Origin of the sequence: Brevibacterium iodinum ATCC 49514, assembly GCF_900169265.1 — a bacterium.
Lineage (GTDB): Bacteria > Actinomycetota > Actinomycetes > Actinomycetales > Brevibacteriaceae > Brevibacterium > Brevibacterium iodinum.
This window is the reverse complement of sequence record NZ_FXYX01000015.1, coordinates 18,107-29,857: the sequence shown is the minus strand read 5'-3', so window position 1 is coordinate 29,857 and position 11,751 is coordinate 18,107. Positions and strand designations below refer to the sequence as shown.

The following is an 11,751-nucleotide window of genomic DNA, read 5'->3' as shown; positions in this document are numbered from 1 at the left end:
TACGGTCGAATCCTGAAGGATCCCTGCTCGGCGCGTTCCCCTTAGGTATAAATTACACGCGTGTCATTACCGCCCCGTCAAGCCCTTATGGAGTATCGAGACACCCCGTGAGACCCTATTCGAACACGCGTTCACATGCACACGCGCCTGCAACCCCATATATAGGTCACGGCCCAGTCATCGGGCACAACCTGTGGGATTCCCCTGAGCAAACCTGGAGAATTTAGAAAGTGCGCACCCACAGTGGGATTATGGAGAGATGAGAGTGGAATCACCGGTGGCTTGGCATGAATGACCGTCTGCTCACCGTCTACGCGCCTCCCGTCGAGGAAGAGATCGCGTCGGGCTCCGACCTCTCCGCGATCCTCATCAACGCCCTCCGGCGCAACCGCATCGACCTCAAGGACGGCGATATCCTAGTCGTCGCCTCGAAAGTCGTCTCCAAGGCCGAGGGACGCCTGCGCACGGTCTCGGATCGTGCCGAGTTCGAGAAGCTCGTCGCGGAGACCGGCACCCACCTGGTCGCTGAACGCTCCTATCGCTCCGGCACCACCGTGCAGATCGTGCGCACCCCGGCGGGCACCGTTCAGGCCGCAGCGGGTCTCGACCAGTCGAACTCCGGCGGCGCCGTCGTTCTCCACCCACTCGACAGCGACCGGTCCGCCGACGGACTGCGCCGACGGGTCGAGCAGGCCTTCGAGGTGCGCATCGGTCTGGTCATCTCGGATACGAGCTCACGGCCGTGGCGGGTCGGGGTCGGCGATATCGCCATCGGCCTGTCCGGGTTCTCCGGTCTCGACGACCAGCGTGGTCGCCCCGACGACGACGGGCGCGTCCAGACCGTGACGGTACGCGCGATCGCCGATGAGATCGCGGCAGCCGCCGACTTGGTCAAGGGCTCCTCCCGCGGACTGCCCATGGCGTTGGTCCGCGGAGCCGGCGGCTACCTCGACAACGGCAGCGAAGGCGCCCGTGCACTCTCCCGCGAACTCGGCGAGGACTGGTTCCGACACGGCCATGTCGAAGCCATTCAGCGCGGTCTGGGAGTCACCGACCTGCCCGGCAGCGCCCCTGCCGGCGACAACAGCGACGACATCCTCGAAAGAGTGTCTCGAGCGATCCGCGTCGTCCGCGCCGGGCAGTCGCGGACTCCCGGCCATGCGGCGTGGCGGATGCGCATCGAGGGGTCGGGATCGCGGATCACGCTCAGCCCTTCTGACTCGCCGGCGACCGCCCAATCGGGCGGCCCTCCGCTGCTCGAGGCGATGGTCGGGCTCGGATCTCTCGTCGAACGCCTCCATACAGCTCTCTTCGCCGAGGATCTCAGCGCGTCCACGCGCTATCACTGGGTCGATGGTGAGCTCGGGGCCTTCCCCCGCGGGGTGACGATCGACATCGGCCTCATCGTTCACTGACCCACCCGACAGGCTGCACTCGAAACACGATCATGGAAGCGGATATGGATCTCTCAGTCATCGCGCGCACCGGCGGGCCCGTCCTCATCTGGCGCGGACCCGATTTCGATCGACTCGACCTCACCGGTCCGGTCGTCTCGAACTGGGTGAATAAAGGAGTCGGCCTCTTCAGCGACTACGACCTCGGACCGGACTTCACTCTCTTCGCTCCTCTGCCTGAGGGCCTGCACTGGCGCGAACTCGTCGCTGTCCTCAGCGTCCTGCTGGCCGGGGGCCGCGTCGTCATCGCGCACGAGGCACCGGACGAGGACTTCATGGCCCTCGTTCCCTTCGGCCACGAGGATGATGACCAGGTGGCCGATGCCGACGAGGTCTTCGTCTTCAATCCCCCGGCCCTGGCGCTGAGCACCCCGGTCGATGCCGACTTCATCGACGTCAATTCCGCCATCCGCGCCTACCCCGATGTCACTGCTCGCCGCCTCGGTGCTTCGGGAATCCTCGAAGTGGACGATCAGGTCATCGACTGGACGAGTTCCGAGTCGACCGACGCCGCCCGACCGCAGGGACTGCTCGCCTCGAACTCGACCCCGCTGCCCGGGGAATGGCCGCGCTTTCTGCAGCACCTCCTCGGCGGTGGTGAGGTCCTGCTCACCAGCAGATTCGACGATGCTCGCATCACGGACCTGGCCGCCGGGCTGGGCGTGGTCCATGGCACACTGGGCACATGGACAAAGTAGTTGATACCCCCGCAGCAGCGGTGGCCGACATTGCAGATGGATCATCGATCGCCGTGGGCGGCTTCGGTGTCGTGGGCGTGCCCGAATTCCTCATTCGGGCCCTCCAGGACCAGGGAGCCAAAGACCTCGAGGTGATCTCGAACAACGCCGGCGTCGACGGCCGCGGACTGGGCATTCTGCTCGCCGACGGACGACTCCGCCGCATCATCGCCTCGTATGTCGGCGAGAACAAGGAATTCGCCCGTCAGTACCTCTCCGGTGAACTCGAGGTCGAACTCACCCCGCAGGGCACTCTGGCGGAGAAGCTGCGCGCAGGAGGCGCCGGCATCCCGGGCTTCTACACCATCACGGGCGCCGGGACGCAGGTCGCCGAGGGCGGCATGCCCTGGAAGTACGACTCTGACGGCAACGTCGTCAAGGAATCTCCGGCCAAGGAGACGAAGGTCTTCGACACCTTCGGAGAAGACAAGGAATACGTCCTCGAGAAGTCCCTGGCTCCCGACTACGCTCTTGTGCGCGCCGCGATCGGCGACCGGCACGGCAACCTTGTGTTCCATTCCTCGGCACGGAACTTCAATCCCCCGGCCGCACAGTCGGCTCGCATCACCATCGCCGAGGTCGAAAAGCTCGTCGAACCCGGAGAGATCGATCCGGACATGGTCCACGTGCCAGGCGTCTTCGTCCACCGCGTGGTGCCGCTGACGCCCGAACAGGTGGCGGACAAGCCCATCGAGAAGCGCACCGTACGAGAAGCCTGAGGAGACACAGAAATGTCATTGACACGCAATCAGATGGCGGCCCGTGCCGCCCAGGAGCTCGAAGACGGCAGCTACGTCAACCTCGGCATCGGCATGCCGACCCTGGTGCCCAATTTTCTGCCCGAGGGTGTCCACCTCGTGCTCCAGTCGGAGAACGGCCTGCTCGGCGTCGGCCCGTACCCGACCGAGGATGAGATCGACCCCGACCTCATCAACGCAGGCAAGGAGATCGTCACGATGAACCCGGGCGCCGCGTACTTCGACTCAGCGGCGAGCTTCGGGATGATCCGCGGCGGCAAGATCAACGCCGCAATCCTCGGCGCCATGCAGGTAGCCACGAACGGAGACATCGCGAACTGGATGATCCCGGGCAAGATGGTCAAGGGCATGGGCGGCGCCATGGACCTCGTGCACGGTGCCCAGCGCGTCATCGTCATCATGGACCACGTCGCCAAGGACGGTTCGCACAAACTGCTGAAGTCGTGCGAACTGCCGCTGACCGGAAAGGGCGTCGTCGAGCGCATCATCACCGATATCGCCGTACTCGACGTCAGCGGTGACGCGTTCACCCTCGTCGAACTCGCCCCGGGCGTGACCGTCGACGAAGTCAAGGAGAAGACCGGCGCCGAGGTGATCGTCCCCGAGGACGTCCCCACCATCGAGGTCGCCGCCTGAGTTCCGAGTGACCGGCCCAGGCCTCACGCGTGTAGTGTCCGAACGAGGACACTTGGTGATCGAACAGTGGTCACGTTCGGATGCTCTGATCGCTCAGAAATATCCGAACGTGACCGCTGTTCTGTGTTCTGCCGCCAGCGCACGGCAGTCCTGACCGCCCACGCGCTGGCGTCGACCGCCGCCGAACACCGGCTTCGTCCGTCAGGGCCGTCGGACGTTGCTCGACACCGTTGGAAGCGCAGATTGTTGGGTCGATCCACGGTGGTTACGTTGAAGAAATCACCGTGGATCGACCCAACAATCACTCTGCAGGGGCCCTGCACACCGGTCAGCAGGGGTGTGTAAGCATTCGCAGGGGTGAGTTGAGCAGACGAGCTCAGCCGCCGGTGGTGGCGGACAGCGCGTGCTCAGCGGCCGGCAGCTCCGGAGTTCAGTCCGGTGGTCGCCACGAACAGGTCGCCGTGGCCATCAGCCGTCACCGTCGGTTCGTTTGCCGCAATGAACGCGCTCTGCCCACGCTCGAGGGTGAGCGTCGAGCCGAGCGAGCTGAGTGTGACAGTTCCCGCGGTGCACAGCACAATCGCCGCGCCGCGCCGTTCCACCGTCGTCATGCGCGGGCACCGCAGTGCCTGCAGAGCGAAATCATCGGTGGGTCCCAGCAGCATTCCCGAGTGATCGGGCTCGACCATCCGAGGTGCACCGGCATGGAAGTCCGTGATCTTCGACAGCTGTTCGATGTCGACGTGCTTCGAGGTCAGCCCGCCGCGCACGACGTTGTCGCTCGAGGCCATGATCTCGATGCCTGTGCCGAAGAGGTAGGCATGCAGCACTCCGGCGTCCATGGTCAGCGCTTCACCCGGCTGCAGGTGGACCCGGTTGAGCATGAGTCCGACTAGCGCACCGGGGTCATGGGGATAGTCGGTGACGAGCTCGCAGAACGTCTGCGCCGGATCGACCGCACTGCCTGACCGGCTGATGTGTCCGACCGGCAGTTCGTCGATTCCGCGGGCGGCCACCTCGTCGACGAGCCCAGGTGTCCGCGGATCGCTGAGGATGATTTCGACGGCTCGAGACAGCGCCTTGGACTCGCTGAAGGACTTCAGCGCTGCGATGATCGCTCCGAGCACGTCCAAGGACGGCGGAGTCAGCGGCTGGGAGAGCATCCGTTCGAACGTGGCTCGCACGGCCTTGCGCGGACGGAATCCCGTGAGCGCGTGGAAGTCGGTGAGTGCGTAGATGAGCTCCGGTTTCGCCGAGGCGTCTTTGAAGTTCCGGTCGGGAGCGTCCAGTGCCGGTCCGGCCGCTTCCTCGGCGGCGAATCCGGCCCGGGCCTGTTCGCGGTTCGGGTGCACCTGGATCGACAGGGCCTTCCTCGCCGAGAGCACCTTGAGCAGGAACGGCAGTCGCGCTCCGAAGGACTCGAGGGAGTCATGGCCGAGCAGACCTTCAGGGTCCCCCGCCAGGTACTCGATGAGGTTGGGTCCGAGCCGCGGCTCGGCCTCGGTCGCCACGCCGCCCGTTGCCTGCTGCCCGCCGAGGCGGTTCTGCCGTTCCAGCGGAGCCTGAGCCCGCGTGTGCCCTACATCGAGTCGAGAGGGGCTGACCGGATGTGCTCCGAGCCAGAGTTCCGCGCAGGGGGTGCCGTCCGGGACTGTGCCGAGGATCGCGGGAATCGCGTCGGTGCTGCCCCATTCGAACTTCTTGACCGTATTGTGCAGACGATGCACTGCGGGCCCCCTTTGACAGGATCGAGTCGGAGTCACATCCGGTGACTTCCGGTTGTGCTCAGTCCAGCCTAGCCCCGCTGTCGTGGCCGGAGTCGGCACTTCACTGACTGTTCAGCCGAAGTCACAATCTATTCACCGCTTGTCACCTGCGCAGATACATATGGCCCGGTCACTGCCGCGACCGGAATCGTCTGGGAAACCAGACAGTGCCCCGAGGGAGATCCACAATGGGGTCCTCCTCGGGGCACTGGCCGGCAGGCGCTGTACGCCCCTGTCCTCGATGCCTGGTGTCAGCCGACTACGCGGATGACCTTGGCTCCACGGTTCAGCATCCAGCTGTAGCTGCGCTTCGTTGTGTTCGTCCGCGTCGAGCCGGCATCGTACATCTGGCCCTTGGTCTCGGAGATGATTCCGATATGACCGGGGATCCAGATCAGGTCGCCGGCCTTGGCGTCCTTGAGCGAGATCTCCTTGCCGGCGTAACGCTGCTGACTGGTTGTGCGCGGCAGTTTGATGCCGTTCTTGCCATAGACGTACTGGGTGTAGCCCGAGCAGTCCCAACCGGACTTCGGCGAGGTGCCGCCCCAGACGTATTTGACGCCGAGGTTGGCCTTCGCATCCTTGATGATGGACGCACGCTGGGCTGCGATCTTCTCGGCCTTGGACGGCTTGTCCTTCTTCTTGTCGTCGTCCTTCTTCTTATCGTCCTTGGACTTGTCATCCTTCTTGGAATCGTCCTTCTTGGAGTCGTCCTTGGACTTATCGTCCTTCTTGGAGTCGTCCTTGGACTTATCGTCCTTCTTGGAGTCGTCCTTGGACTTATCGTCTTTCGAGCCCTTGTCGTCTGCAGAACCTTCCCCGGAGTCTGCAGGCGACTTGTCATCGGTGGAATCGTCTCCCGGCGGCGTCGTGCCGCCCGGAGCATTGTCGTCGCTGACTCCGCCGGCGATCGAACCCTTGGCAGAGAACTCGGTGGTCCCGTAGCCTTCGGCCCAGACCAGACGTGCGCCTTGGAAGAGCTGCTCACCGCGGCCCTTCTTGTAGACCACGTCCGACTTGGGGTAACCGAGGTGACCCTTGACGGTCCCCTTGTCACCCCAGTACTTCATGATCGTGCCGGACGTGTAGTGAGCGCCGGTGGTCTTCGACCAGTAGAACGAGCCCTTCTCGAAGCGCTGCGCGACGCCCCCGCCCTTGAGGCCGCCCTTCTCCGCGGAGGTGGGCAGCCCCAAGTCGGTGACTGCATTGCCCTTGTACGCCGAAGCGATCGCTCCGGACAGGTGGTAGGCGCCGGTCTTCTTGGACCAGTAGACGGTGCCCTTCTCGAACTTCTGTGCCTTGGCACCAGCGACGCCCGTGACGTCGTACTCCTTGCCGAGAGCTTTGCCGAGCTTGTTCTTCTCGGCGTACTTCTCGATCGAGGTCTTCGCCTTCGGCTTCTCGGTCTTCTTGTCGTCGTCCTTCTTGGAGTCATCCTTGGACTTGTCGTCGTCCTTCTTGGAGTCATCCTTGGACTTGTCGTCGTCCTTCTTGGAATCGTCCTTGCTGTCGCTGGGCTGTTCGCCGGTCTTCAGGATCGAGTTGACCGTCGAGCGCATCTCACCCAGCTTGGCGTAGAAAGCGTCACCCGGGCAGTCGGTCTGTCCCAGATCGCGGTGGCCGACCAGGTTCGACTTCGTCGCCTTGGAGATTCCGTTGATCGAGAACTTCCAGGCGATCGCCGAGGCGACGGCGTCGCGGGTCTTCTTCGGCGGAGCCGCGCTGTTGTAGGTACCCAGCACGGAGATGCCGAAGGTTCCGGTGTTGTGTCCGGCAACGTGAGCGCCGATGACGGCCTTCGAGACGTCACCGCCCCGAGCGTGCCAGAGACGGCCGTACTTGTCTGCGACGACGTTGTATCCGATGTCGTTCCAGCCGCGACCCTGCTGGTGGTAGGCCTGAATACCACGGATGATTCCGGGAACGTCGGCAGCAGAGTAGCTGTTCGAGCCGGAGGTGTGGTGAACGACGGCCTGCTTGATGCCGCTGGCGTAGTCGGGGCTGCCGCGGTAGGCCTTGGCACCCCACGAGCTGCGCGAACCGATCTTCGGCTTCGACACCTTCTTCGCCACGGTGTCCACCGTCGACGATCCGGGTACGTAGTTCTGGTTGGTCACCGTCGCACCGGCCGCCGCGTCGACGTTCTCTGCGGATGCCGCCTCGGCGTCGGTCGCGTCCTCGGTCGACTGCTCCGGCGCGGTTTCAGCACCGGCGGAGTCGCCGCCGACCTGATCGTCGAGCTCGACGGGATCGTTCTCGGCGACGGCCTGAGCGTCGCCGGCGTCCCGCTTCGGATCGACGAGCACGAGTTCGGCCTCGCTCGGTGCGGAGTCACCGAGGATGCGCATCTGCACAGCGGAAGCGTTCGACACCGTCATCGGCTCCGAACCCTTGTTCTGGGCTTCTTCCTGCTGCTCTTCGTCCAGGGTGTCCCAATTGCCCCATTCCGACCCCTGCTTGGTGCGGACCTGGATGCGGATATTGGACTTCGACTCGGAGAAGGTGAAGCCGACAAGGCTCGGGTTGTTCGCGGGAACATCGAGGACATCGGAGATGAGCGCGATGTTCACTCCGTCTTCGGTCTTCTGACGGACCGAACCGGAGATGTCGTCTTCGCCCTCGGCCTTCGACTCGTCGGACGAATCCTTCGCGTCCTCGTCCTCGGACTTCGGGGTCTCGGTCTCTGCGCCCTCGGCAGGAGCCTGCTCGGTCTCGGACGGAGCCGATCCCTCAGACGGTGCGGCCTCGTCGGCTCCAGATGTCAGTCCGGCGGAGACGTTGTTGACCGAGCCCGCAGACGCCGACGCCGACGCGTTGACGATATCGGGCACCTTGGCCGAGGCCAGGGCGGTCTGCGACTTGAAGATATTCGGCAGATTGCTCGTGGCGCTCTGGTTGGCGGCAGTGGCGGTGGAATCACTGGAATCGCGGGCGCCGGGGACGTTGAGTCCCTCTTTGCTGACGTTCAGCGCCTCTTTGGACACATCAGGCGACGTCGTGGCTGCGGAAGCCGACGGTGCCGTGACCGCTAAGGTGCCGACCAGCGCAATAGAAGCGCAGCCCGCAACTGTGGGCAATAGATATTTCATCGTTACAGCCTTTTCGAGGAAGACAGGGAAGTTCAGGCCTCGAGGTCCCCTTCACCGTTGGCAGAACGGTGGGCAACCCCAACATCTCAAAATTGTTACACATTTTCGGCGTGTCAGACTAGCCACAGAGCAGAATATTCTAATTACACGAGTGTGGTTCCCAGCATTGGCAGGGGACACACCGAGCAAAAGATTTTCCCGGAATCGTCATGGGATCGACTGATTCGGTCATTGGTCTCATCACGACCGACCCCACAGCGGCGCCTTACGGCACGTAGCAGATCGCCTTCGCGTCGGCGTCTTCGCCGTTGTCAGCAGAGGTGTCGCCGGCACCCTGTGCCAGCAGCTGCGGCCCTGAACCGGGGTTCGGATCGAGTCCCGCATCGACTCCGGCAGCGGCTGACAGGTCGCTTCCGGGAACCGAGAACGCGCCTTTGTCCTCTTCCGAGGACTTCGACGACTCCTCGATCTTATCGGCTACCAGCTGATGTGCCACATCGAAGTCGGGCTGTGACGGAGTAATGCGCGGCGGAGTGAGGTCGACGGATTCGATCTTCTGCGACTTCACTTTGAGCGCGAGGTCGACGAACGAGTCCACCTGAGACGATGGGATGTCCGTCGACACGGCCCCCGGAGTGGCTTTCGCGATCGACTGGTAACGGGTGAGCACGGTGGCCGGATCGAGCTGTTTGACCATCGCCGTCTGCACACAGCGCTGGCGGACCATCCGCTCGTAGTCGCTGGAGAACTCTCGGGAGCGGGCGAACCACAGCGCGTGGAAGCCGTCGAGCTTCTGTTTGCCCGGTTCGATCCATCCCTTGACCGGCCCATGCTCGCCCGTGGTCGGATCGACCTTCGACGAAATCGGCACTCGCTTGCCGGAGACGAGGGTGATTCCGCCGAGGGAGTCGATGAGGTTCTCGAATCCCTTGAGATTGATCATCGCGTAGTACTGGACCTCGAGTCCGGTGGCGCCCGAAACGGCGTCCATCGTCGCCTGCTCGCCGGCAGTCTTCGGGTCCTCGAACTCATCCTTGTGCTGTTCGCCCTGCTGGAAGACGGCGTTGAGCAGACATTCGTCCCCGCAGCTGTATCCCTGCGGGTAATGCTTGTGCAGCGGAGAGTCGTCCGGGAACGGCACGTTCTCCATATTCCGAGGCAGGCCGATGATGACGGATTTGCCGGTCTTCGCATCGATCGAGACCAGCGACAGCGAGTCCGGTCGGATTCCCGTCCGCCCTTTTCCGGCGTCCGAACCGAGCAGCAGGATGTTGTATCGGCCGTCGACGGGCTTGAGTGCCTTGCCCGAGGCGAACAGGTCGCTCATCAGTCCGCGCTGCGAGTTGAGAATCGTCGTCCCCCAAGCCAAGGGGCCCACGACGATGAGCAGGAGGGCACAGAAGGCCGCCACGAAGCGTTTGCGGGCCCTTCTGGAGATCGTGACGATCCGGATGCGGCGCAGGGTGTCGAACAGGCACACCGCCCAGTTGATCGCGATGACGGGCACCCAGATGGTCAGAAATGTGAGAATGAACGGGTTCGTGCCGATGGTGAAGAGGAACGTCCGGCTGATGAGGACGATCACACCGGCGATCAGGGCAAGGATCCAGCTGATGGCGGTGATCGACAGAGAGATCTTCGCCCAGCGGCGGTGGCCGAAGAGCAGCTGCACTCCCCCGGGCACGAGAGCCGTGACGAGCAGCAGAAGCCACGCCCGCACATCACGCGTCGGCTGCGAAGCATACGACGGGTGGCGGATCGGGTCCACATATCTCGTTTCGGCCACTGACTTCCCTTCGCTTCGGGCTCTGCTCACGGACTGCTTCCGGCATCGACATCCGTGGGTGGCCACGCACAGGTCGCATCGCCCCAGAGGATGTCCACAGCTGACAACTGTGCCAAAGAGACTTCAGAGTCCACTGTGTTCACCTATTGTGTCGCGTGAGAACCATCGATTCCGGCACATCCGCGCCGCGCATGTCGGATTCGTCGCGTGTGCGATTTGACACAGACAGAAGATTTGACACAAACAGAAGAACGGGCGCTGCAGACTCCCGTCCGGGGGAATCCGCAGCGCCCGTTCGACACGGACCGGCCGGCACCGAGCGGCCATGACCATGTGCGGCCAGCAGCTCAGATCTCGAGCCCGGTTCAGGCGAGGAGCTTGCGTCCCATCACCATGCGCTGGATCTGGTTGGTGCCTTCGTAGATCTGCGTGATCTTCGCATCGCGCATCATCCGCTCGACCGGGTGGTCGACGACGTAGCCGGCACCGCCGAGCAGCTGCACGGCGTCAGTGGTGATCTCCATCGCGGCATCGGAGGCGAAAGCCTTCGCCGCGGCGCCGAAGTACGTGAGGTCGTCGTCGCCGCGTTCGCTCTTGGCGGCGGCGGTGTAGGTCAGCTGGCGTGCAGCCTCGAGCTTCATGCCCATATCGGCGAGCATGAACTGGATCGCCTGATTATCGGCGATCGACTTGCCGAACTGCTGCCGATCCTTGACGTAGGCCAGGGCATAGTCGAGCGCGCCCTGGGCGACGCCGACGGCCTGCGCTGCGATCGTGACTCGAGTGTGGTCGAGGGTGCGCAGGGCGATCTTGAGACCTTCCCCGGGCTCACCGACGATGCGGTCGCCGGGCAGGCGGACATTGTCGAAGAGGAGCTCGCGGGTGGGCGAGCCCTTGATGCCGAGCTTGCGCTCCTTCTCTCCGAAGGTGAACCCCTCATCGGACTTCTCGACGACGAAGGCGGAGATATTGCGTCCACGGGCTCCGTCGGGGTCGGTCACGGCCATGACCGTGTAGTACTCGGATTCTCCGGCGTTGGTGATCCAGGTCTTGACACCATTGAGGATCCAGTCGTCGCCGTCCCGTTCGGCGCGGGTCTTCATCGATGCGGTGTCGGATCCGGCTTCGCGCTCGGACAGCCCGTAGGAGAATCCTGCTTCTCCGGCGGCCACGGACGGGAAGTACTTCTTCTTGATCTCTTCGCTGCCTCCGAGCTGGACGGGCATGCTGCCGAGTTTGTTCACAGCCGGAATCAGCGAGGACGAGACGCAGCCGCGTGCGACCTCTTCGATGATGATCGCCACTGCCAGCGCATCAGCGCCCATGCCCCCGTACTCTTCGGGGATGTGCGCGGCGAAGAAATCCGTCTCGACGAGGGCGTCGTGCGCCTCCTGCGGGTAGCGGGAGTCCGCGTCGACCTCGGCCGCGAACGGCGCGATCTTCTTCTCGACGACATTGCGGACCGCGGCACGGATCTCTTCGTGCTCTTCGCTGGGCTGGTACAGGTCGAACATCATTCTCCTCA

General features: G+C 63.8%; 8 protein-coding genes. 4 read left to right on the top strand and 4 right to left on the bottom strand.

Annotated elements, in window-relative coordinates; genetic code table 11:
• The first annotated feature begins 287 nt into the window (after positions 1-287).
• Genes BI49514_RS10800 through BI49514_RS10785 form a run of 4 tightly spaced genes read left to right on the top strand, consistent with a single transcriptional unit; the run spans position 288 to position 3,585 of the window.
• Entirely contained in the window at positions 288-1,415 is a 1,128-nt protein-coding gene (locus BI49514_RS10800) for a coenzyme F420-0:L-glutamate ligase (protein ID WP_101546547.1), read from the top strand.
• Positions 1,416-1,459: 44 nt separating this feature from the next.
• Positions 1,460-2,152 (top strand): hypothetical protein, encoded by a 693-nt coding sequence (locus BI49514_RS10795; protein ID WP_101546546.1) that lies wholly within the window; start codon positions 1,460-1,462, stop codon positions 2,150-2,152.
• A complete protein-coding gene (locus tag BI49514_RS10790; protein WP_101546545.1) occupies positions 2,140-2,910 on the top strand; it encodes a CoA transferase subunit A in 771 nt (256 codons plus the stop codon). Before BI49514_RS10795 ends, BI49514_RS10790 begins: the two co-directional genes overlap by 13 nt.
• A gap of 12 nt (positions 2,911-2,922) precedes the next feature.
• Positions 2,923-3,585 (top strand): CoA transferase subunit B, encoded by a 663-nt coding sequence (locus BI49514_RS10785; RefSeq protein ID WP_101546544.1) that lies wholly within the window; start codon positions 2,923-2,925, stop codon positions 3,583-3,585.
• A 407-nt stretch (positions 3,586-3,992) separates the two neighbouring features.
• Here BI49514_RS10785 and manA read toward each other — a convergent pair whose 3' ends face one another.
• From manA to BI49514_RS10765, 4 genes are all read right to left on the bottom strand, one after another.
• Complete coding sequence (gene manA / locus BI49514_RS10780) at positions 3,993-5,312, bottom strand: mannose-6-phosphate isomerase, class I (protein WP_101546543.1); 1,320 nt, start codon at positions 5,310-5,312, stop codon at positions 3,993-3,995.
• 290 nt (positions 5,313-5,602) lie between these two features.
• Positions 5,603-8,440, bottom strand: coding sequence for an NlpC/P60 family protein (locus BI49514_RS10775; protein WP_167443933.1), 2,838 nt, complete (start codon positions 8,438-8,440; stop codon positions 5,603-5,605).
• Between the two features lie 265 nt (positions 8,441-8,705).
• Positions 8,706-10,226 (bottom strand): LCP family protein, encoded by a 1,521-nt coding sequence (locus BI49514_RS10770; RefSeq protein WP_101546541.1) that lies wholly within the window; start codon positions 10,224-10,226, stop codon positions 8,706-8,708.
• Between the two features lie 365 nt (positions 10,227-10,591).
• Entirely contained in the window at positions 10,592-11,743 is a 1,152-nt protein-coding gene (locus BI49514_RS10765; RefSeq protein WP_173153318.1) for an acyl-CoA dehydrogenase family protein, read from the bottom strand.
• Positions 11,744-11,751 lie beyond the last annotated feature (8 nt).